Origin of the sequence: Lysinibacillus sp. FSL K6-0232, from assembly GCF_038008325.1 — a bacterium.
Lineage (GTDB): Bacteria > Bacillota > Bacilli > Bacillales_A > Planococcaceae > Lysinibacillus.
The window spans coordinates 2,706,857-2,730,219 of the sequence record NZ_JBBOYW010000001.1; the positions used below are offsets into that span (position 1 = coordinate 2,706,857).

The 23,363-nt window shown below is 38.3% G+C and carries 23 protein-coding genes and 1 other annotated feature; of the genes, 9 read left to right on the forward strand and 14 right to left on the reverse strand.

Features of this window, described 5'->3' with window-relative positions:
- Nucleotides 1-16: 16 nt before the first annotated feature.
- From minD to MHB42_RS13255, 8 genes are all read right to left on the reverse strand, one after another.
- Nucleotides 17-814 (reverse strand): septum site-determining protein MinD, encoded by a 798-nt coding sequence (gene minD, locus MHB42_RS13220; RefSeq protein WP_340806720.1) that lies wholly within the window; start codon nt 812-814, stop codon nt 17-19.
- A 1-nt stretch (nt 815) separates the two neighbouring features.
- Nucleotides 816-1,484 carry a septum site-determining protein MinC gene (gene minC / locus MHB42_RS13225; RefSeq protein WP_340806721.1) on the reverse strand — a complete coding sequence of 223 codons (669 nt, stop codon included), beginning with the start codon at nt 1,482-1,484 and terminating at the stop codon, nt 816-818.
- Between the two features lie 27 nt (nt 1,485-1,511).
- Nucleotides 1,512-2,036 (reverse strand): rod shape-determining protein MreD, encoded by a 525-nt coding sequence (gene mreD / locus MHB42_RS13230; RefSeq protein ID WP_340806722.1) that lies wholly within the window; start codon nt 2,034-2,036, stop codon nt 1,512-1,514.
- A complete protein-coding gene (gene mreC, locus MHB42_RS13235) occupies nt 2,036-2,953 on the reverse strand; it encodes a rod shape-determining protein MreC (RefSeq protein WP_340806723.1) in 918 nt (305 codons plus the stop codon). The genes mreD and mreC overlap by 1 nt, the downstream gene beginning before the upstream one ends.
- 13 nt (nt 2,954-2,966) lie before the next feature.
- Nucleotides 2,967-3,986: a rod shape-determining protein gene (locus MHB42_RS13240; RefSeq protein ID WP_340806724.1), complete on the reverse strand. Its 1,020-nt coding sequence runs from the start codon at nt 3,984-3,986 to the stop codon at nt 2,967-2,969.
- A gap of 797 nt (nt 3,987-4,783) precedes the next feature.
- Nucleotides 4,784-5,455 (reverse strand): RadC family protein, encoded by a 672-nt coding sequence (gene radC, locus MHB42_RS13245; RefSeq protein WP_340808597.1) that lies wholly within the window; start codon nt 5,453-5,455, stop codon nt 4,784-4,786.
- 33 nt (nt 5,456-5,488) lie between these two features.
- A complete protein-coding gene (locus tag MHB42_RS13250) occupies nt 5,489-6,082 on the reverse strand; it encodes a Maf family protein (RefSeq protein ID WP_340806726.1) in 594 nt (197 codons plus the stop codon).
- Nucleotides 6,083-6,170: 88 nt separating this feature from the next.
- A complete protein-coding gene (locus MHB42_RS13255) occupies nt 6,171-6,809 on the reverse strand; it encodes a hypothetical protein (RefSeq protein WP_340806728.1) in 639 nt (212 codons plus the stop codon).
- A gap of 376 nt (nt 6,810-7,185) precedes the next feature.
- Here MHB42_RS13255 and MHB42_RS13260 point away from each other — a divergent pair, with 376 nt between their 5' ends.
- The gene (locus tag MHB42_RS13260; RefSeq protein WP_340806730.1) at nt 7,186-7,881 is read left to right on the forward strand and encodes a hypothetical protein; all 696 of its coding nucleotides are present in this window, start codon (nt 7,186-7,188) and stop codon (nt 7,879-7,881) included.
- Between the two features lie 598 nt (nt 7,882-8,479).
- Here the strand turns inward: MHB42_RS13260 and MHB42_RS13265 are convergent.
- The 4 genes from MHB42_RS13265 to MHB42_RS13280 form a co-directional block, all read right to left on the reverse strand.
- Entirely contained in the window at nt 8,480-9,739 is a 1,260-nt protein-coding gene (locus MHB42_RS13265) for a bifunctional folylpolyglutamate synthase/dihydrofolate synthase (protein WP_340806731.1), read from the reverse strand.
- Nucleotides 9,736-11,016, reverse strand: coding sequence for a bifunctional folylpolyglutamate synthase/dihydrofolate synthase (locus tag MHB42_RS13270; RefSeq protein WP_340806733.1), 1,281 nt, complete (start codon nt 11,014-11,016; stop codon nt 9,736-9,738). Before MHB42_RS13270 ends, MHB42_RS13265 begins: the two co-directional genes overlap by 4 nt.
- A gap of 135 nt (nt 11,017-11,151) precedes the next feature.
- Nucleotides 11,152-11,553, reverse strand: a complete 402-nt coding sequence (locus MHB42_RS13275; RefSeq protein ID WP_340806734.1) for a hypothetical protein — start codon at nt 11,551-11,553, stop codon at nt 11,152-11,154.
- Nucleotides 11,554-11,756: 203 nt separating this feature from the next.
- On the reverse strand, nt 11,757-14,402 hold the full coding sequence (locus MHB42_RS13280; protein WP_340806735.1) for a valine--tRNA ligase: 2,646 nt from the start codon (nt 14,400-14,402) through the stop codon (nt 11,757-11,759).
- Between the two features lie 80 nt (nt 14,403-14,482).
- Nucleotides 14,483-14,725 (reverse strand) — a binding site (T-box leader).
- A gap of 91 nt (nt 14,726-14,816) precedes the next feature.
- Between MHB42_RS13280 and MHB42_RS13285 the strand changes: the two genes are divergently transcribed.
- On the forward strand, nt 14,817-15,011 hold the full coding sequence (locus tag MHB42_RS13285) for a hypothetical protein (RefSeq protein WP_083448603.1): 195 nt from the start codon (nt 14,817-14,819) through the stop codon (nt 15,009-15,011).
- Here the strand turns inward: MHB42_RS13285 and MHB42_RS13290 are convergent.
- Both MHB42_RS13290 and MHB42_RS13295 read right to left on the reverse strand, forming a co-directional pair.
- Nucleotides 14,988-15,638, reverse strand: a complete 651-nt coding sequence (locus tag MHB42_RS13290; RefSeq protein ID WP_340806736.1) for a valyl-tRNA synthetase — start codon at nt 15,636-15,638, stop codon at nt 14,988-14,990. The genes MHB42_RS13285 and MHB42_RS13290 overlap by 24 nt on opposite strands.
- Before the next feature lie 140 nt (nt 15,639-15,778).
- Nucleotides 15,779-16,225, reverse strand: coding sequence for a CoxG family protein (locus MHB42_RS13295; protein ID WP_340806738.1), 447 nt, complete (start codon nt 16,223-16,225; stop codon nt 15,779-15,781).
- A 396-nt stretch (nt 16,226-16,621) separates the two neighbouring features.
- On the opposite strand from MHB42_RS13295, the gene purB reads away from it, so the two are divergent.
- The 7 genes from purB to MHB42_RS13330 are packed head-to-tail and all read left to right on the forward strand — an operon-like array spanning nt 16,622 to nt 23,203.
- On the forward strand, nt 16,622-17,989 hold the full coding sequence (purB, locus tag MHB42_RS13300) for an adenylosuccinate lyase (protein WP_340806739.1): 1,368 nt from the start codon (nt 16,622-16,624) through the stop codon (nt 17,987-17,989).
- Nucleotides 17,986-18,480 (forward strand): GNAT family N-acetyltransferase, encoded by a 495-nt coding sequence (locus MHB42_RS13305; protein ID WP_340806740.1) that lies wholly within the window; start codon nt 17,986-17,988, stop codon nt 18,478-18,480. Before purB ends, MHB42_RS13305 begins: the two co-directional genes overlap by 4 nt.
- 3 nt (nt 18,481-18,483) lie before the next feature.
- Nucleotides 18,484-19,296: an amino acid ABC transporter substrate-binding protein gene (locus MHB42_RS13310; protein ID WP_340806742.1), complete on the forward strand. Its 813-nt coding sequence runs from the start codon at nt 18,484-18,486 to the stop codon at nt 19,294-19,296.
- A gap of 33 nt (nt 19,297-19,329) precedes the next feature.
- A complete protein-coding gene (locus MHB42_RS13315; protein ID WP_340808598.1) occupies nt 19,330-20,001 on the forward strand; it encodes an amino acid ABC transporter permease in 672 nt (223 codons plus the stop codon).
- A 12-nt stretch (nt 20,002-20,013) separates the two neighbouring features.
- The gene (locus tag MHB42_RS13320) at nt 20,014-20,766 is read left to right on the forward strand and encodes an amino acid ABC transporter ATP-binding protein (protein WP_340806744.1); all 753 of its coding nucleotides are present in this window, start codon (nt 20,014-20,016) and stop codon (nt 20,764-20,766) included.
- Nucleotides 20,766-21,917: an amidohydrolase gene (locus MHB42_RS13325; protein WP_340806746.1), complete on the forward strand. Its 1,152-nt coding sequence runs from the start codon at nt 20,766-20,768 to the stop codon at nt 21,915-21,917. The genes MHB42_RS13320 and MHB42_RS13325 overlap by 1 nt, the downstream gene beginning before the upstream one ends.
- Nucleotides 21,908-23,203: an MmgE/PrpD family protein gene (locus MHB42_RS13330; RefSeq protein WP_340806747.1), complete on the forward strand. Its 1,296-nt coding sequence runs from the start codon at nt 21,908-21,910 to the stop codon at nt 23,201-23,203. The genes MHB42_RS13325 and MHB42_RS13330 overlap by 10 nt, the downstream gene beginning before the upstream one ends.
- Nucleotides 23,204-23,363 lie beyond the last annotated feature (160 nt).

Sequence of the window (23,363 nt, forward strand, 5' to 3'; positions counted from 1 at the left end):
ACGAAAAGGTTTTAGATTATCTTGAAAACAGTGCTTTAAGTTTGGAAAACATCCCTTTTTGCTCGTCTTGAATCGCCATTAATGGCACAGACTCACCAAGAATACGACGCGCAATATTGCGGTAGCCTAAGGATGCCTTATTGGAAGGGTTCATCACAACTGGCTCCCCTTTATTGGACGATGCAATAACATCTTCATTGTCTACAATAATTCCTAATAAATCAATCGACAAATGCGTTGTAATTTCATTGACATCTAATGTATCGCCATTTTTCATCATATGCTGTCGTATGCGATTAATAATAAGCTTTGGTGGCGTCATATCCTCCTGCTCCAGCAAACCAATAATACGATCTGCATCACGCACAGCCGAAATTTCAGGTGTTGTCACAACAATGGCATGATCTGCACCAGCAACGGCATTACGATAGCCTTGCTCAATACCAGCAGGACAGTCAATTAACACATAATCATAGTCCCTTTTTAATTCCTCTATTAAGCTCTTCATTTGCTCAGGGCTAACAGCATTTTTATCTGTTGTTTGAGCAGCAGGTAATAAAAATAGTTTCTCATCTACGCGCTTATCCTTTATTAAAGCTTGATGAATTTTACAACGCCCCTCCACAACATCAACGAGGTCATAAATAATACGATTTTCTAAGCCTAAAATTACATCTAAATTACGTAGGCCAATATCTGTATCAATTAAACATACTTTTTTACCTTGTAGAGCCAATGCAGTCCCAAGGTTAGCCGCTGTCGTTGTTTTTCCGACACCGCCCTTACCTGAAGTTATGACGATCGCTTCTCCCACACTAGCTTCCTCCCTTAGACACATTTAACAATGGTCGAATATTTTTTAAGGCGTGAATTTGATCGTACGTAATGCGTCCATCGTAGCCAATAAAGGCGCAAGTCATTTCTGATTGATGCATTGCTTGAACATGCTCATCTGACATTGCCTGCACTTGGTCAGCAATCATAATATGTGTAGCCTCAAAGCGTGATGCAGCAATAATTGCCTCCTTATTGCCTTGTGCACCCGCATGTGCAATCCCTTTTAGTTTCCCAAGAACATAGACATTCCCTCCAGCCTCTACACGACCATTTGGATTAACATTGCCAACAATGATAATGTCCCCTGACGAACGGAGAATTTGTCCTGATCTGACCACACCTATATATGTATCTTGCTGACTTTCAATCATTTTCTGGTTGCTTTCATGGACAGTCAGTACCTCACTTTGCACCTTTGATACAATAAGCTGCTCCGTTTCCTGCACAATCTGAATAAGCTCATTCATTTGTTTTTCAGTACAGTATCGATAGCCTAAATATAATTGTACATCCACTTTGCCATCAATACCGCCCTCTAGCACCTTTTTCTTTAATTCTTCCACTAAATCACTATATGCACATTGGTCGTCTAGACGTAGTACAAAGCCATCTTTTGTTCCCTTCATATGAACTAGCTGTTTTTTCATGAATGCCTCACCTCACGTTGTTCTTTGTTAAGAAACTTCACGTGCTCTCTGTAAGACACGCGCATTAATCAGATACTTGAAGGCCCAACCAAGAATCATTAAAAATAAGGCATTCGCAATGATTGTTGGCAGTAGTCGTGAACGTAAGAAATCTGCTAATGGAATTGCTGTAAAATCAATTAGGTAGAAGAATTGATAGAGTATAAATTCTAAAATTGCTACTAAAATAACTGAAATCGTTGTTGTGACAACTAAGTGCTGATGGATCACTTTCACGATAGACCCTGCTAAAAAACAAATAAGTGGATAAAGTACAGAATATAATCCAATAATATCAATGTAAAAGACATCATACAAGACACCAAAAAAAAGTCCATACATTACCGCTCGTTGACGGCTGTAATAGATGGAGATAAAGATTAAATATAAGATTAAAAAACGTGGTACTAGATAGTAGATATCCCCCTTCATTTCAATCGGGGATAGCATTGCAAATTCTGGTTCAAGTAAAAATAATAGAACCGCTACAGAGGGGATGAGAAATCGAACCATCACTCCGCCTCCTCTTCACTTGCCTTTTTTTGCGGATTCGATAAATCTTCATTTGTCGCATTGCCATCTGAGCCATCCACAACCGTTGATGTACGTTTAGCAATCACAACATGCTCTAAAATTGAAAAATCAGCAGATGGTTTGACATAAGCCATTTTTGTTAAACCAAAATCATCTGTACTTACTTCCGTAATTTCTCCAATTGGCACACCTTTTGGGAATATGCCACCAAGACCTGAAGAAACTACCTGCTCGCCTTCCTTAACCGTCAAGCTAGAATCGATTCGCTTCATAATGAGTTCATTACGTTCTTCATCAAAGCCCTCGATTAAACCGTATGCTTCTTTTTCTCCTAACACCATCGCAGATACACGATAGTTTGGATTATTTGTATATAAAAGCTCTACTTCAGATGTGAAAGGTGTCACCAGTATAATTTTACCAACTAACCCTTTCGCCGTCATAACTGCCATATTTTTTTCGACACCATGAGAAGACCCTTTATCTAGAATAATTTTCTCTTCCCATTGGTCGGGATTTCTAGCAATTACTGTTGCATGAATTGGATTAAATGCCTTTAAGCTTTCTGATTTATTCAAAAGCTCTCGAAGCTTTGTATTCTCTGATTTTAAATCCGTAGCTTCAGCTTGCACAACCGCAAAATCTTCTAAGCGTGCTTTTAAACGTTTATTTTCTTCGTACGTGTTTAAGAGGGAGTCAATATTATTAAAGATACCATTAATATAATTCGCCGGCTTCGCTACAAGTGATTGTGCGACGCCGACAGTATCTTTAATAATTTGCTCTGGTAAAGTTGCATTCGTCCGATCACGTAATGAGAAGCTAATCAATGCCACAAGAAAAACCATGCCTACGAGCAGCAAAATTACTTTCTTATTGAAGAAAAAGTGTGGCATTGCCTAAACCTCCTTACCCTTTCACTTGTTGTTGACGAATTAAGTCGATATTATCCAATGCCTTACCTGTACCAATTGCTACACAGTCTAAAGGGTCTTCTGCGATAAATACAGGCATATTTGTTTCTTGGCTAATCACTTTGTCCAAGTTTGTTAATAATGCACCACCACCTGTTAATACAATACCGCGCTCCATAACGTCAGCAGATAATTCAGGAGGTGTTTGCTCTAATGTTTTGCGAACGCCATCAATAATAGCAGCAACCGCTTCACGCAAAGACTCAGAAATTTCTTGAGAGGAAATCTCGATTGTTTTTGGTAAGCCTGTTAACAAATCACGACCTCTAATCTCCATTTTTTCCTCTGAGCCTTCAGCCAAGGCTGTACCAATTTCCATTTTTACAGCCTCTGCTGTACGTTCACCAATTGTTAAATTATACGTTTTACGAATATAGGAAATGATAGACTGATCCATTGCATCCCCACCAACACGCACAGATTCACTTGTTACAATACCGCCTAGCGAAATAACGGCAACCTCTGTTGTACCTCCACCAATATCAACAACCATAGAACCTGTTGGGTCCCATACTGGTAGGTTCGAACCGATTGCTGCAGCAAATGGCTCTTCGATTGTGAATGCCTCTTTTGCACCTGCTTGTCGTGCAGCATCAATGACCGCACGCTGCTCAACTGAAGTAATGCCATAAGGCACACAAATCATGACATTCGGTTTTTTCCAGTTACTTCCTGAGTTTTTAGAAGCTTCTTTTAAATAATACTCAATCATAGCAGTTGTAATATCAAAATCAGCAATAACACCATCCTTCATTGGACGAATGGCTACGATTGAACCAGGTGTACGCCCAATCATATTTTTAGCATCATTACCAACGGCAACGATATCTCCTGTTTTTGTATTTTTTGCTACTACTGAAGGTTCGCGTAAAACGATTCCTTTTCCTTTAATAAACACTAATGTATTCGCTGTGCCGAGGTCAATCCCGACATCTTTGCTTCCTAATCCAAACAAATTGTGTACTCCCTTTCTATTTAAGCCATACTTTCATTCATATTCATTTCCTTCGCGATATGTATAGAACATTGAATTGTGCATCACACAATTGACTCCTCTCAATATCCATAACACCCGCCAAAGCATCTATCTTCATCAGTAGGTGTCTAATACCTGGAAAAAACTACACGCCTATTTACCTCACCACAATTGTGATGGGGGTCTTTCCTGAATAAAGATAAAATTGATACCCTTCATTATAACGGAAAAGTGCAAGAATTTGTAGTGCCACATGCCTTATCTCGCAGAAAAGATACTATTTTAATTCCCTCTTAAATTAAATATAGTACGTATAGATTAGCATATAATTTTTATTCTTATAAGACAATGCATAATAGACTACCAATTTCTGTGAAGATAATAGAGTTTTCCTGAATACATTAACGTTTTATAAAAAAAAAGGTTCACTAATCATAAAGAAAAAGCTCTGCAAATTATATGCAGAGCTTACAGACTGTAGACAAACTCAATGAATTTTGGGTTTGCCTACAGTCATTTTTCTTTTACAATGAAATCAAGGAAAGCCGCTGATTTCCACTACGGGCGGACGCTTTCCGCGGGCGGGGTCGAGCGTGAACTTCTCGATTCCTTTTGTCTACAATCTGAAAGAGGCTGGGACATAACTCATTTTATTGAGAAAAATCAAAAAACGAATGTTATTTTTGTGATTTATTAAAGTATATGTGTTCTAATAACGCAAAAAAATGTTAGACCAAACTTGTAAATGGTCTAACATTTTTTTTTGTCCCAGCCTCTTAAAAATACCCTTTTTCCTTAAGACTTACAAATTGATGATCGCCAATAATAATATGATCAATAACTTCAATGCCGATAATATAACCTGCTTCTACGATACGTTGGGTCACTTCAATATCCTCTGTGCTCGGTGTTGGTACGCCGCTAGGATGATTATGAGCACAAATAATCGAAGCCGCAGACCTTTTAACAGCCTCACGAAATACCTCCCTTGGGTGAACGATTGAGGCATTAAGCGAGCCAATAAAAATGGTCTGCTTATGAATGACCTGATTTTTAATATTTAAAAATAGAACTACGAAATGTTCCTGATTCAGCGAGGTCATATCAGGCATTAAATACGCAGCAGCATCTTCTGGAGAGCGTATTGTAAACTTTTCATCATTATTTTTTTGAGCCAGTCGCCTGCCAAGCTCAATGGCAGCTAATAATTGAATGGCCTTCACCTCGCCAATGCCTTTAATCGCCATCATTTCTTCAATCGTTGCATGCTTTAAATAATGAAGGCGTTCAAAAACATTTAACACTCTATTCGCAAGCATAAGCACAGATTCTTCCTTTGTGCCTGTCCGTAATAAAATAGCAAGCAGCTCTTGATTTGATAAGCTTTTTGCCCCTTGTCGTAACAGCCGCTCACGAGGGCGGTCTTCCATATGAACATCGCGTATCATTAAGGTTGGCAAAACATTATTTGACAAACATGCTCACTCCTTCGCAAATTGGACAATTTGTAGGTCTACCAATTGCGAAAACAACGCTGCAAGTGGTAAACCTACAACATTGTTGTAATCTCCTTCAATTCGTTTGACTAACAGTGTTCCCATTGTTTGGATACCATATCCACCTGCTTTATCAAATGGATCACCTGAGTCTACGTAGGCTTCAATTAGCTCCTGTGATAGCTCATAAAAGACAACCGTTGTTTCCTCCACAAAAACGGTTTCTTTGCCATCAGGCTCAATAATCGCCACGGCTGTCATCACGACATGCTTATTGCCTGATAGGCGTAATAAATGGGCAATAGCCTCCTCACGGGACCTTGGTTTATGTAGTAGCTCATCGTTAGCAACAACGATTGTATCAGCACCAATAATTGTGGCATCGGCTGCTTTTTTAGCCACATCTCGTGCCTTTAACAGAGCTACTCCTTTTACATACGACTGCATTGTTGTCGCTTGTACACTTGTTTCTTCTACTTCACTTGTTATCACTGTAAATGGTAGTGTTAGCAAGTCCAGCAATTCCCTTCGTCTTGGTGATGCAGAAGCAAGCACAAGCTGATGATTTGTTTGTAACATTATCTAACCATTCCTCCTTATTTTCTATCATACCGAAGAATGGATAATTTGAAAATTTTCAAAAAATCAAGATAATGTTGATTTCAGCTTAAAATGTCACTTGAAGACAAGTATTTTTCGATTGATAATGAGCAAAAACATGTAAGCGAATAATATTGATATCATCGGAAATCGTTGAAGCTGCCTTGCCGATTGTTTGCCAATCCTCAGGCAATGTTGAATCTTTCGCATCTTCCTTAAAATTTAATTTTTTACCGTCTTTATCTTCTAAGGCAGCAGGAATTTCTGCAAGTGTAGGCTCCTTACAGCTTTCACCACTGACACGAAATGCCTTTTTAAAGGTTGCAGGGTCCTGTAAAAATTCAAGCTGACTTTCTTCTGTCACAATACTTGTCCAGACATAGTATTTACCCTCAGCCTGAATAATCGCACTTTCTTTTAAAGAAGGATATTCAGCAATAAATGCACTGGCACTTTCATAATTGGAATAGACGCCCGCTTGGCTGGCAAAAAACATTGATGCATTTGAGGTATTCTCCCCTGCTGTTGGAATCGTTTCTGCTTGCGATTCATTCTTTGCCACTCCACCATTATTTTTTGGTAAAGGTATCTGTGTACTTGCTTGGAGCACCCCTAAAAAGATAGCTACACCTAATAAACCAACAACTCCACCAATAATGATTGCTCGCACGATTTGTTTTTTCATGACACGACTAACAATTTTCATTTATTTATCACCTCATCCTTCCACATAGCTATACCATTATGACCTTCATATGGTATCAGTATATGTAAAATAAGAAGTGTACATGCGGAGGTGTTATTGAAAACGATACTATCCTGCTACTGGATAGCTTTTTAATATAGGGACAAATTTTACTAGTTGAGAAACAAACTTATTGCTGTAACCTATGGCAATAATTCTACCCTTACTTAATTATTTTTACATCGTTCGTTTTTTTTAAGAAATACTATACGCAAATAAATGAAAACCAACATCCAAAAAATGAAATCTAGCAAAATAAATAGAAAGAAGTAGTGATTTTTATGAGTCGTAAAATTTTCACTATTTTTTAACCAGCTTTTTATTAGTATCAGTATGATTGCAACCTATACAATCTCAGACCGAAGAGATACCAGCTTCTGAAACTATAAGTGATGGGTATATTGAAACTTTTATAGATGGGTCTGGAAATACAACTAAAGATGAGATTATTTACAACCAATTATTCGATGTTAAAGAATCTGAATCTGAAGAAATTGTATATATTGAAAGCGATGTTGAAGAAACATATAACGTTAATGATTTTATTACCGTAGAATCAGGGGAAATTTCACTTTATAATACTACTCTCCCTAGACCTTATGCATTTATTGCATCAAAGTGTAATTGGACATTAAATCAATGTGGTACTTTATATGGAAAAAGTAAAGTAGATCAAATTAAAAAATTTATGTTTGACTTTAAAAAAGATGCTGCTATTTCTGTAGTTGCTGCTGCAATTACTATGGTATGGGGGGCGCCTATTGTTGCAGTAGGTGTATTATTGGCTTCTTTAGGTGTGGGGGTTGTCAATCCACTACTAACAGCTTCTTTAAATGGGTATTATGATTCTACACGTACACAATATTCTTATTATGTTGTGGTTAAACAAAAGGAAACTTTTAAACACAACCAAGAGAAGTATGTTGTCTATTACTATAACACAACAAATGGTAAACAGAGTACAAGAACTTCACAAAGTGCAAGTTGGATATCAGAGGATGCGGTATTAGATATAGGTATAGTTTCATATTAAAAGAATAAAACAAAAAAGTAGCTCTCAAATCGAGTCGCTACTTTTTCTCTATATATCCAAATGGTACTTTATATTAATCTTTTACTGCTTAAGAAAGGGTTAGATATTCTCTTTATCGAATTTCTTTAACCAACATCGCTATAGGATTGGGAGGATTATGTGTATTGCTAAAATTAAATGTAAAACAGCAATTATTGGCTACTTTTATTGTTCTTATAATATCTATCATTATCGCTATCACAACACCTTGGAATCAATATAAACTACTATTTATGGCTCCCGTTATAGTTTTTTCTGCATTTATTAGTATCTTCATCTCAAAAAAATTTTTTAAACAAGATGATAGGTATTAATCTATAAGAATAAAATATTTAGTACTCATCATAAACATCTTCAAGCCATAATAGCAACACTTCAGATTATGCACAGCCAAAAGAAGCGGCATAGCCAAAGACATATACAGATTTAGATGCATTGGATCAATAGGCATCGAACTAGACTTTAAAACCATTATTGACAATATTCAACCCCAAATTTTCGCAAAAAAAACACAGCCTCTACTCACAATAGGCGCTGTGTTTTTGCTTGTAAACTACTCTTAAGCATCCTCAATCAATAAACGATTACGCACCGCTGTTAATAAATACAATGAGCCTGCTACAATTGTGTGCTCTTTGTTGGTAGATTGCTGCTGTAAAAAGGAAACATAGTCTAGCAAAACTGCTTTCTTTGTCGCATTGGAAAGTGCCATCAATTGTTCGGCAGCCATTGCGCGAGAATTGTCAAAATCAACGAAATAAAAATGGTCGCTAACCTGCTCCAACAATCTTAAAATTTGTTGGACATCTTTATCTGCAAGTATACCAACAACAAAGGTTATGGCTTCATTTGGAAACTCATGCTGAATTGTTTCCACTAATTTCGCTACACTCGCTGGATTATGCGCACCATCTACAATAATAAAGGGTATAATTTCTTCAAAGCGTCCTAAAATAGCGGCATTTTTAATAGCTTGTCGAATAGCTGCTGAGCTCGGTGCTATATTTAAAGTAGCTGCCACTTCTAAAAATGCTGTAATTGCCAATGCCATATTATTTGCCTGATGTGTCCCCTTCATTGTACGTTGAAGGTTGGAAATTTCGTATAAATGCTTATTATTCCGATAGCATTCCCCATTACTCGTTTGCACGACAGAAAAGTGATATCCTAGCTCAAAAATAGCTGCCTTTTTTTGTATGGCTTCTTGTTCAACAACACGCTTTGCCTCTTCTGGCAATTCCCCAATTATAACTGGTCGTTGTTCTTTAATAATACCTGCTTTATGATGCGCTATACTTGCAAGCGTATCCCCTAAAAACTGTGTATGCTCTAAAGCAATGCTTGGAATAATGGAAACAATTGGTATCACAACATTGGTGCTATCCAATAAGCCTCCCATCCCCGCTTCAATAAGAGCAATATCAACATTACTATTGCTAAAGTGTAGAAATGCCGCAACTGTTAATAGCTCAAAATCTGTGAGCTTTCCACTAAGACCAGCGCGTTGCATTTGCTGAAAAACCTTATCCATCGCAGCCTGTGAAATCGCTTGCCCATCTACTTGAATTTGGTCATGCACATCGACAATGCACGGTGACATAAATTTACCGACACATAAGCCATGCTCCTTTGCAATTGCTTCAAGAAATGTTAATGTTGACCCTTTTCCGTTTGTACCCGCTAGATGAACGGTTGGCACTAGCTGCTCTGGATTGCCTACTAAGGATAGCGCCTCTTTCATTGCTGTAAGGCCGGGCTTAATCACATCATCGCTGTGAACATGCCAATGCTCTTTATAATAATTTAATTTAGGAATCATTCCTTTACCTCCTGTAGCCACTGACGAACTTCAGCGATAAAGTAAAGAGAACCTGTAATCACAATTATGTCAGTAGGCTGCCTTTTGCGTAATAACATGCTAATCGTGGCTTGCCAATTTTCATTATCGCTTTTCTTCGCATTCGTCGACAGCTGTGCTAAGCTTTTGGCAGACATAGCATTTGGTAAACCAATTTGTGTAAAAGCAATGGAGGCAGCAACGGCATCCATTAATGCAATACTAGTTGCATGATCTTTATCTGCTAATGCTGCATAGACAAAGTGATAGTGATAGTTTGGATATACCTCTTTCAACGTTTGAATAAGTGCAGTCGTTCCCTCTGAATTATGTGCACCATCTAGTACAATATAGTCTTGCCATTGTTCAAAGCGCCCTGCCCACTGTGCACCTTGCAATGCTTGGCGAATAGCTTGGTCAGTAACCGTAATCGCATTCTTTTCACGCAATGTAAGCATTGCTGTAATCGCAAGGCTTGCATTATCAATCTGATGTGAGCCAGCCATTTTTAATGCGATATCCGTCATTAACTTATTGCCCATTTGATAAGTAAAGCGCTGACCATCTACCCCTTGCAAGCTCGTAGTCACTGTAAAGTCTTGCCCTAAAACAAAGCATGGAGCCTGCTGTTGCATAGCCGTTTCTGTTATGACCGCTAATGCTTCCTGATTGTGAACGCCTACAATAACAGGAATGCCTTCTTTAATAATGCCAGCTTTTTCAGCAGCGACCTTTGCAAATGTATCTCCTAAAAACGCTGTATGCTCCAGTGAAATTGTTGTAATAATAGCAAGAAGCGGTGTGACAACATTTGTTGCATCAAGGCGTCCACCAAGTCCTGCTTCAATCAATGCGATATCAATACCTTCGTCTGCAAAGTATTGGAACATAATAAGTGTAACAACCTCAAAAAAGCTTGGAAAATCACCATTATAGTGTTGCTCTATGATTTGTGCGAGCTTATTAAAATAAGCTAAAAAATGCTGATCTGAAATGGGCTTACCATTAATCGTTATCCGTTCATTTACACGTTCTAGATGTGGCGATGTAAATGCGCCTACTTTGTAATTGGCATGTTGTAGCATTTCTCTTAATGCGTTTACCGTTGAGCCCTTTCCGTTAGAGCCAGCTACATGAATAATGCGTAGCTTGTTGTGAGGGTTATCTAAAAGCGCTAGCACCTCTCGCATAAGGACAAGCGGTGCACGTTTATGGTCAACTGCTTTTAATGAAAAAATAAATTTAGTACATTCATCCATTGTATTAAACAACAAAAACACTTCCTTTTCATGCAATATCTCTATTTTAGTACAAGTAACGTTGAATAACAGCGATTTCAATAGAAAAAACACACAGATAGGTGTGAACCTTTCTGTGTGTTTAACTATTTTTGTTTAATTCATTAGCTGGCGCGTTCCCAATAAAGCACCCATATTATCTAAAATAATTTTGGCGTCATTATTTAAAAGTGGCAATACATCTGAACGTTGCACTAATTCAAAGGAATTTTTTAATGTTCTTTTAAGCATAGAAATATCAAAGTTCGAACAATATTCATTAATTTTATGAATGGTTAATAAATCCGTACGTGATAATTTCGTTTCTTCTTTTTGCTCGCTATTGCTTGCTAGTATATGTTTGATCAATACACGACCACTCGTATTCAATAATCGGTAATACTTTGCTTCTGATAATTTTAAAAGATTTGTTTCGATTAGTACCCTTGCACTAACAAAATCAAGATCGTCACAAGCTCTATTCACCTTTGTAATAATTGTTGCAATATTCCCTGTCATCTACAATACCTCCATTTAATGGGATATTTACTATTTTCGCCAACAAAACATTAGTCTTTGCTTCCTAATTTATATAAAACGACACTCATCTATACTACTAATTATCCTTGATTTTACTATATACTTTTACCTAACACAACATATATCTTTCGTTGCATAAAATAAAAAAAGATGGATGACTTTATTGCCATCCACCGATTTTTTTACATATTTTTCAGTTCCTCTAAGCGTTTCAAGACAACGGCATGCTTGCTCTCATAATCTGCTAATTTTTCACGCTCTGCGTTTACTAATGCTTCAGGTGCTTTAGCAACAAATTTCTCATTAGATAGCTTACCTGTTACAAGTTTTACTTCTTTTGCCCATTTCTCTAGCTCTTTTTCAAGACGAGCAATTTCTTCCTCTAGGTTAATAAGCCCAACAAGCGGTAAGAAAACTTGTGCGCCTGTAACAACTGCTGTCATTGATTGACCTGGAGCCTCTAAGTTCTCACCAATTGTTAATGTTTCAGGGTTACAGAATTTTTCTAAATAGGCTTTATTTGTTTCAAGCACTGCCACTGTTGTAGCATCTTTTGCTGAAATAAACAATGGTACTTTTTTGCTCATTGGTGTATTCACTTCCGCACGAATATTACGTACCGAACGTATAATATCCATTAGAAGCTTCATATTATCTGCTTCTTCAGCAAAATGAAGGTCTGTGCGTACTGTTGGCCATGCAGCTACTGTAATTGATTCACCATCGTGTGGTAAGTGCTGCCAGATTTCTTCTGTAATGAAAGGCATAAATGGATGTAATAGACGCATTGTTTGATCAAGTACGTAAGCTAAAATAGAACGCGTTGTCTTTTTCGCTGCTTCATCCTCACCATATAGCGGTAATTTTGCCATTTCAATATACCAAGAACAGAAATCATCCCAAATGAAATTGTAAAGCTCACGACCTACTTCACCAAATTCATAACGCTCTGCAAGTGATGTTACGCGTTCAATTGTTTCGTTTAAACGTGTTAAAATCCATTTGTCAGCGACTGATTTTTCACCTGTTAGGTCAATGTCATCATATGTCATACCGTCCATATTCATTAGCGCAAAACGTGATGCATTCCAAATCTTATTGGCAAAATTCCATATGGACTCTACCTTTTCTGTTGTATAACGTAAATCTTGACCTGGAGAAGAGCCTGTTGCTAGGAAATAACGCAATGAGTCTGCACCATATTGTTCAATAACATCCATTGGATCGACACCATTGCCAAGTGATTTACTCATTTTACGTCCTTCACCATCACGTACTAAACCGTGAATTAACACATCTTTAAATGGTCGTTGTCCTGTAAATTCAATGCCTTGGAAAATCATACGCGATACCCAGAAGAAAATAATATCATAGCCAGTTACGAGCGTATTTGTCGGGTAGTAGCGTTTGTATTCTGCATTTGCTTCATCTGGCCAGCCCATTGTAGAAAATGGCCATAGCGCAGAGGAGAACCATGTATCCAGTACATCTTCATCTTGTGTCCAATTTTCGCTGTCTGCTGGTGCTTCTTTGCCAACGTAAATTTCACCTGTTTCATTATGATACCAAGCTGGAATTTGATGGCCCCACCATAATTGGCGAGAGATACACCAGTCGCGAATATTTTCCATCCAGCGAGAATATGTGTTTTCAAAACGAGCTGGTACAAAGTTTACTTTCCCTGCTTCATTCTTTTGTAATTCTAGTGAAGCATCTGCAAGTGGCTGCATTTTTACAAACCATTGTGCTGATAAATATGGCTCTACAACAGCACCTGAACGCTCTGAATGACCAACAGAGTGCATATGCTCTTCAATTTTAAATAACACGCCAGCCTCTTGTAAATCAGCTACGATTTGCTTACGACATTCAAAACGATCCATACCTTGATATTTACCAGCTAGCTCATTCATTGTGCCATCTTCATTCATCACAAGAATGCGCTCTAAATTATGACGATTCCCTACTTCAAAGTCGTTCGGGTCATGCGCTGGTGTCATTTTTACAACACCTGTACCAAAATCTTTATCTACGTAGTCATCGGCTACAATTGGAATTTCACGTCCTACAATTGGTAAAATAACAGTTTTGCCAATTAAATGTTGGTAGCGCTCATCATCTGGGTGCACAGCTACGCCTGAGTCACCAAGCATTGTTTCTGGACGTGTTGTCGCAACTTCCACATGACCTGAACCATCAGCTAGTGGATATTTCATATGATAAAATGCACCTTGCACATCCTGATAAATTACTTCAATATCAGATAATGCTGTTTTCGCCGCAGGATCCCAGTTAATAATACGTTCACCACGATAAATTAAGCCTTTTTCATATAATTGTACAAAAACAGTTTTAACAGCATCTGATAGCCCTTTATCAAGGGTAAAGCGTTCACGTGTATAATCTAAGCCAAGACCAAGCTTTGCCCATTGATCACGAATATGTCCAGCATATTCTTCTTTCCATTCCCATGTTTTTTCGAGGAATTTTTCACGTCCTAAATCATAACGTGTAATATTATCCTCACGTAGCTTGGCTTCTACTTTTGCTTGTGTTGCTATACCTGCATGGTCCATCCCTGGTAACCATAGTGCATCGTATCCTTGCATACGCTTCATGCGGATAATGATATCTTGTAAGGTTGTATCCCAAGCATGACCCAGATGTAGTTTACCTGTTACATTTGGTGGTGGAATAACGATGGAATAAGGCTTTTTGCCACTTTCAGGCTGTGCCTCAAAAAATTTACCTTGTAGCCACCATTCATAGCGTCCAGCCTCAATGGACTGTGGGTCATACTTCGTTGGCATTGAAATGTTTTCTGTCATCTTGACTCCTCCTATTGTTTGAAAACTATTGGTAAAGAAATGCTGTTCATTTTTTACCCAATAAAAAAACTCCTGTCGTCTAAAAGGACGAAGGAGTTTTAGTTCGCGGTACCACCTTTAATTCCAGCAGTGGTTAAGAATTTTTCTTAGCCTACCCTACTGGCTCTTAATTCGGTAACGGTGTTTAACCGGCTTTAACTACTATTAGTTCACTAAAGCTGCTCAAGGGCTACCTTCAATTTCGTACAAATGGAAATTTCCCAGCTACCATTTCCTCTCTTAAAATGTACAACAAATTTACTCTTCCCTATCATTGCATCCATATTGAATTTTCCTTATTGTACCGCAAAATCGTGTTGTCTTTCAAGTGATTTCATTGTTTTTAGGAACTGTGAAAAGGAAGTGAATCATTAAATGCGTCGACGTAAATATAACCCTTGGCTTTTACCACCATGGCTACGACAAATTCGTTTCTATTGTCGAACGATTATCGTACCGCTTTGTGCTTTTCAATTTATCCGTGTTATTATTGTGCCAACATCTGGCGATCTTATTTTTTTACTAGTTTTGCTGCTGCTTTGCTACTTACTTTTGAAAGATATCATTTGAAACACGGACTTTTAGCGGTGTATATTCCTCCGTTAAATCCCAAATCATTGAAGGTACTTCATGCCAAGAGCTCGACTCACGTACAACAATATGGCTTGAGGATTCTCTCAGCGTCACTTTTTGATCTGTTGTTGTCGTTATCTCTTGGTGTGAAGCTGCTACAGCAGTATGCTGCTTTACTGGCACACTTTCTGCTACAATGGCAACTGACTGTTCTTCCTCCGCAACGCTTACAGGCACTTTTTCTACAATAGGTTCTAGTTCATTAAAGACACTTGTTACTGTCCACTCCAGTTGACACATTTGGTTTGTTAAACTAGGGCGAATATCTTTAATCATTAAATCTTTTACATCTGATTCTTTTGGCAAATCGATATGCAAAGGTACGGCATATTCAAAATAGCCCGTATCCCCTTGAATATCAAGCGCATCAATAGCGATAATATCCTCTTGCTCCATATAAGCCTGCATATCCTGAAAATCAAAGCGTACATGTGCAGTAATATGGTAAATACCCATCAGTCGAAGCGAGTCCTCTAATTGCATTGTCTGCCACTGTGGTTTAATTTGCACAGCTGCTATTTCTGTTGGGCAACCATAGCCAGGAAAACAAAATGTTTCACACATCTTCCAAGTTTTGTGTTCGATAATAATCCCTCCCCTTGCATCATATGACTATGCAAAGGATAGTATGCGAGAAGGCTCACAAAGAAATGGCATGCTAGAATTGCTCTCTAGCATGCCATTTTTACTGTTACGTATGTTGATTAAACATTCACTAATTTAATTTTATTTGCTACACGATCTGTTAGCATTTGTGTAGCTTTTGGTACGATAGGTTTGAAAATTGGGTTTAAAACAGGACCCGCTAATCCGCCTGCTGTTACTTCTAAAAAGCCTGTCATTTTTGTGTTTTCAGCATCTAAGCTTTCTGCAAGGAAATAACCATTTCCTGAAAAGTTATCAGAAATACCTTTCAATTCAAAAGTTACTTTTGTTGGCGCTACCCATTCTAAAATCGTAATCTCTACCTCTACTGTTTTTTTCAAAACACCAACATTGCCTTTAAAAGTCCATGTAGAGTGCTTATCATCAATCATTTTATGTGCGTTATAGCCTGGGACAAGCTTTGCCCATTTTTCCATATCGCTAACGAAATCCCATACATGTTCAATTCCTACAGGTACTTCGACCGTATGTGTGCCTGTTGCCATATCATTTCACTACTTTCTATTATGAATAGCTTTATTATAAACGATTTTGCCCGTAATTTGACTATGCTGAAAGATATAATTTTGACAAAAAACAGTCCTTTTTCCAATCCGCAGAAGCTCCCCTTTAGAAAAGAGTCTGCACAATTTTTGTTACCCTCCTCTTTATGGAAGTCCTTTTGTCATTATCTCCTACGAATAAACCATCATTAATTAAGAATTAACGTTATTAAATTTGCACTAAATAACTATACTTTCTTCCTATTTAAAATGCTTAATCAAATTAAGAGAAAAATTCGAAAATTTTAAAATTATTCTTGATAAAAACAGAGTAAACCAGTATACTTTGTTTCATAATAAACTTTAGTGAAATAGTTGGTTTTAAAAGGAGATAATAAAATGCCCTCACATGTAATTGATATGATAATGTTGAAAAACAACTTCGGTACAGAGGAAATGCGCAATGTTTGGTCTGATGAAAATAGATTACAAAAGCATCTAGCTGTAGAAATTGCTTTAGCACAGGCAGAAGGTGAGCTTGGTGTTATTCCCCAAGAAGCAGCTGAGGAAATTGTCAAACAAGCAAGTCAAGCACATTTCGATCTCGAACAGCTTGCTGCAAATATGGCGAAGCTCAAACACTCACTAATGCCAACCATTAAGGCTATTCAAGAAATTAGTGGCGAGCATGGCGAATTTGTTCATTATGGTGCTACAACACAAGATATTGTGGATACAGGCACTATCCTACAACTTAAAGAAGCACATCAAATTATTCGACGTGATGTATTGAAGGTAGCAGATGCCCTAGCCGTACTTGCTAAAGAACATAAGCTTACATTAATCGCAGGTCGTTCACATGGCATGCAAGGCTTGCCAACAACATTCGGCTTTAAAATGGCTGTCGTATTAAGCGAAATATTACGTCATATTGAGCGTCTACAACAAATCGAGGAGCGCGCTTTTGCTGGTAATATTAGCGGTGGTGTTGGTACATATGCATCATTTGGAGAGCAGGGCATTGCTATTGAGCAGCGTGCTATGGAAATTTTAGCACTTCAAGCACCTGAAATTTGCTGGCACTCCTCACGTGATCGCTTAGCAGAATACGCAAGTGTACTTGGCTTTATTAGTGGGACGCTTGGCAAATTAGCCAATGAATTTTATAACTTAATGCGCACAGAGATTGATGAGGTGGAGGAACCTTTCTCCAAAGGAAATGTCGGCTCATCCACAATGCCACATAAACGTAATCCAGCGATGTTTGAGGGCATTGCAAGCTTAACTCGCCCTATTTTACAAAATGTATCGCTGATGCAGCATTCCTTAATTGTTGAACATGAGCGTGATGCCATGTCATGGCGTGCAGAATGGATTGCTTTACCTGAAATCACGATTTACTTATCATCTCAGCTAGCTACTACCATTGCCGCATTACAAGGCTTAGTCGTGAAGCCACAAAATATGTTGAAAAACTTAGACAAATTAGGTGGTTTACTATTATCTGAAAAGATAATGTTTGAGCTTTCTAGCCAATTTGGGAAGCAAACTGCCCACCATATTCTCTATGAAATTTCAATGACAGCACTTGAAAACAATGTGCCATTTAAAGAGCTTTTAGCACAAGATGAACGCATTACAGCTAGTTTCACAGAAGAACAATTAACAAATATTTTCGACTATGCCTCTTATGTTGGGCTTGCACCAGCAAAAGTAGAGGAAGTTTTAGCGCATTACAAACAGGTGAAAGAGGAGGCTTGCTTATGACCTATACATATCGTGCAGCAACACTCGATGATGCAGAAATATTGCGCAATTTACTGCATGCTTCCTATGCAGAAAATTTACAATACGGCGTACATTTTGATGCAACAACCGTTACATTACAGCAGGTACAAGCGCATTTAATCTATAATCTTTGCTATTTTTTAGAGGATGATGGTGTTGTGCTATCCACTGTATCGCTCCGTATGCCATGGGGACCAAATCCCGGTCCCTGCCCTGTTCCACATATTGGCTGGTTTGCTAGCCTCCCCAATAGCGGAAAAAAAGGCATTGGCTCTGCTCTGTTGGAATGGCTAGAAACAACCATATTGAAAGAGCAGTTGAAAGTACCCTATGTAACACTAGGTACAGCAGACTCTCATCCATGGCTTGGCACAATGTATGAGAAAAAGGGCTATGTAAAATTTGGGCAAAAAGATTTAGGTAAGGGTCATCTGACAAACTATTATAAAAAGAACATTTTGGAGGCTTAATAGATGAAAAAGAAAATTTTACTGACAGCATTTATCGCTGTATTCGCACTTGTATTAGCAGCATGTGGTGGTAGCACAAACGAACAAGGATCGGATAAAGATTCTGCTGATGACAACAAAGTATTACGTGTTGGCTCAACAGGGCAATCTTATCCAAATGGCTATAAAGATGGTGATAAATTAGTGGGCTTTGATGTAGAAGTAATTGAAGCGATTGCTGCAAATCTAGGCTACTCTGTAGAATGGGTAAACTCGGATTTTAGTGGCTTAATGGGGCAACTAGAAGCTGATAAAATTGATACAATTGCTAATGCCGTTGCTGTAACGGATGAGCGTAAAGAAAAATATGCTTTCTCTGATGCATACTCTTATGCAGGGGTGACAATTGTTACACATAAGGACAATGCAGATATTAATACATTAGATGATTTAAAAGGAAAAACAGTATCAGGTGTACTTGGCTCAAACAACGTGAAAAACTTAGAAAGCTTTGATAAAAACGGCGATATCACGATTCGTACATATGAAAACCGTGATGGCGCACAATTAGAAGCGATTAACAAGCGTGTAGATGGCTATGTCAATGCCAAGTCTTCTTTATTAGCAGAAATTCAAAAAAGTGATTTACCATTAAAATTTGTTGGCGAACCATTTATCTATGAGGATGTTGCCTTCCCATTCCGTAAAACAGCTGAAAATGAGGAATTAATTAAAGCGATCAATACAGAAATTCAAAAATTACGTGAAGACGGTACATTAACAAAAATATCTGAAAAATATTACGGTGGTGAAGATATCACTGTGAAAGTAGAATAATCACTATTTTGTACAGAAAGGCGTCAGATGGATATGAACTTAGATTTTTCTTATATGATTGAAGTTCTCCCTGCCATTTTAAAGTACATTCCAATCACATTACTTATGGCAATAATCGCAATGATTATTGCCGTAGCTATTGGTTTAGCTTTAGCACTGGTATATAAAACAAACTTCAAAATTTTAATTTACGCAGCCAATGTCTATATTTCCTTCTTCCGAGCAATTCCAATGCTTGTACAGCTATTTTTAATTTACTACGGTTTACCGCAACTGTTCCCTGTTTTTACAAAGCTAGATGCTGTCACTGCCGCTATTATCGGTTTAGGTTTTAAGCAAGCTGCCTTTTTAGCTGAAATTTTCCGTGCAGCCTTCGCTTCTGTTGAAAAAGGACAGCTAGAAGCATGTCTTGCAGGAGGTATGTCAAAGTTCCAAGCATATCGCCGTATTATTTTGCCACAAGCTTTACGCAATGCTCTGCCAGGTACAGGTAATACATTTATTAGCTTAATTAAAGAAACATCCCTTGCTTTTACACTTGGTGTAGTCGAAATTTTTGCAGAGGCAAAAATGCAAGCCTCTAACTCCTTCCGCTACTTTGAAGCCTATTTAACTGTAGCATTAGTATATTGGGCAATTATTGTTGTCTATACGTATGTGCAAAAGCTGATCGAGAAATATTTGGATCGCCCATATAAAACATAGAGGTGACGATTGATGTTAAAAGTAACAAATTTAGTCAAAAGTTTTGGTGCATTAGATGTCTTAAAAGGTATTAGCTTTGAAATTAAGCAAGGTGAAGTGTTGGCAATTATCGGTCCTTCTGGCTCTGGGAAATCGACACTGATCCGCTGCTTAAATTATTTAGAGCAGCCGCAACAAGGCATCATCGAAATTGATGATGCACGTTTAGATGCCGCAAAGCCAACAAAAAAGGATATTCAAAGCCTACGCTCTAAAACAGCAATGGTGTTCCAAAACTATAATTTATATAAAAATAAAACAGCATTAGAAAATGTTACAGAATCATTAATTGTTGTGAAAAAGACACCAAAAGCGGAAGCCGATAAAATTGGTATGCAGCTTTTAAGCGAAGTTGGCTTAGAAACGAAGCGTGATAATTACCCTGTCACGATGTCTGGTGGACAACAGCAGCGTGTGAGTATTGCCCGTGCACTCGCACAAAAGCCGCATGTGATTTTATTTGATGAGCCCACTTCTTCCCTTGACCCAGAGCTTGTGCAAGAAGTATTGTATGTTATTAAAAAATTAGCTGAACAAAAAATAACAATGATTATTGTGACACATGAGATGGATTTTGCACGAGAAGTTGCTGACCATATTATTTTTATGGCGGATGGCCATATTGTGGAACAAGGACCTGCCAAGGAATTTTTTGCAAATGCACAGCAGGAGCGCACGAAAAAGTTTATTCGACAAATTACTTCAGAAAGTGAAGGTGCCATTTGATGACCTCTATTTCTATAACAGACGACTTACAACAACAATTAATTGCTTATCGACGCGAATTGCATGAGTACCCTGAATTATCCATGCAAGAATTTGAAACAACAAAACGTATTACGAACTGGCTGCAGCAACATGGTATCACGATTTTAACGTATCCATTGAGCGTTGGTGTTATTGCAGAGGTCCGTGGCGAGCAGCAAGGGCCAACCATTGCGATTCGTGCTGATATTGATGCACTGCCAATCGAAGAACAAACAGATGTACCATTCCGCTCTAAAAACGCTGGTGTTATGCATGCTTGCGGACATGACTTCCATACTGCCTCCATTCTAGGAACAGCCATTTTATTACAACAACAGCGCCATTTATTAAAAGGTACTGTGCGCTTTATTTTCCAGCCATCTGAGGAAACTGCACAAGGCGCAGAATATGTCGCAAATGCAGGCGTCTTAGAAGGTGTGGAGGCTATTTTCAGCATGCATAATAAGCCCGATTTACCTGTTGGTACAATTGGTATTAAAGCAGGCCCCTTAATGGCAAGTGTTGACCGTTTTGAATTAGATATTATCGGAACAGGTGGACATGCAGGTATTCCCGAAAGCACAATAGACCCTATTGTGATTAGCAGTCAAATTGTTACTGCATTCCAATCCATTATTAGCCGTAATATCTCTTCTTTCGATAACTCCGTGTTATCTGTAACAAAATTACAAGCAGGTAATACATGGAATGTGATCCCAGAAAAAGCAGAGCTAGAGGGTACTGTACGCACATTCCAAGCCACGTCACGTGCTACTATTCCACAGCGTATGAAAGCATTAGCGGAAGGTATTGCTACAAGCTATGGCGCAACAGCTGATTTCAGATGGTTCCCTTATTTACCAACCGTCCTTAACGATGCACGCTTTACAGACGTACTGCAGGAGGCTGCTCATATAAGTGGTTATCAAGCGGTTGAAGCCGAAATGGTTCCTGCTGGTGAAGATTTTGCCTTTTATCAAGAGCGTATTCCTGGATATTTTGTATGGGTAGGTGTAGATGGGCCATTTGGCTGGCATCATCCTCAATATCGTTTAAATGAGGATGCAATAGCTGTTGCTGCTACTTATTTTGCTAATCTTGCAGTGAGTGTGTTGAAGCAATGGCAGTAAACCATATTACAAGGCGCTTTGTTCATCAACTATTTTTAAAGCCTCTAGACATCGCTGCCATTGAAGATGCCAAGCGTGGGCTTATTGACTTTGTCGCTGTCACCCATTGTGGCAAAGATGATCCAGGCGTACATAAATTATTACAGCTTGCTGATGCGGGGACAAGTAAGGTGATTGGTCACTCTATTTATACATCACCTGAGCAAGCTGCTTTAATTAATGGCTTTATGGCACATGCACTAGACTTTGATGATGTACACCATGAGCTACGAGGACATCCGAGTGCTGTATTACTCCCAACATTGTTTGCTTTATGTGATGAAAATACGACAGGTATACGCTTGATACAAGCCTATGCCATTGGTGTAGAGGCGATGGCAAAGCTTGCTCTTGCCCTATCCAATGTTCATTACGAAAAAGGCTGGCATAATACGTCAACGATTGGCATTGTCGGTGCAGCCATTGCAGGTGCATATTTAATTGGCTTAACAGTGGATGATACATGCCGTACAATTGGCTTTGCGACAACAATGGCGAGCGGGATGCGCGTTCATTTCGGTACAGAAACAAAGCCTTTACATGCAGGTATTGCTGCCAAACATGCTATCGAGGCGATTCGTTTTGCACAAGTAGGTATGCACGTAAATGATAATAGCTTAGAAGGCTATATTGGCTTTTTATCGTTATATGGTGAAAATACACCAAAAAAGGCAGAGGCATTATTGTTAGATGTAACATCTGCAACTTGGCGTATCTCCTCACCAGGGCTATGGTTTAAGCTATATCCTTGCTGCTCTGGCTCTTATTTTGGCATTGATGCCGCATTACAAATTGGCCCAATCACTGCTGAAAAAATCGAAGAAATTCATATTACCTTCTCTCATTATAGCGATGCCGCCCTTGTGATTCGTGAACCAAAAACATGTGAGGAAGGCCGCTTTAGCATCGAATATATTGTGTCATTAATTTTAGCCAATAGACCTTTGCATTTAGCTTCTTTTCTACCAGAACCAATTGATAGCACATTGCAACAGTATATGAAAAAAGTAAAGCGCTCCAACGACCTTGAAGCTGTGTCCAAATACACGCAAATAGATATTCGCTTAACAGATGGCACACAATTATCTGCCAGAGGCATTAATCCAAAGGGCTCCCCTTCTAATCCATTAACAACAGCGGAATTAGAGAGCAAGCTCGCTTCAGTTACGGAGCAAGCTGATACGATTATTGCCGCTATCCGTGCATTAAACGGCTCAAAGGTTTCTTCGTTATTACAACTGCTTTAATAATTTGATAGGCTACCTCTACAAGAAGTCCTCATAATAAAGGGCTTCTTGTTTTTTATTGCTTCTCTGATAAAAAATAATGAAGAAAATAGGAACGGATAAAACTATAAAGTGTACCTAGACACTAAAAATAGTTATCACCTTTATCATATCTTTTTTC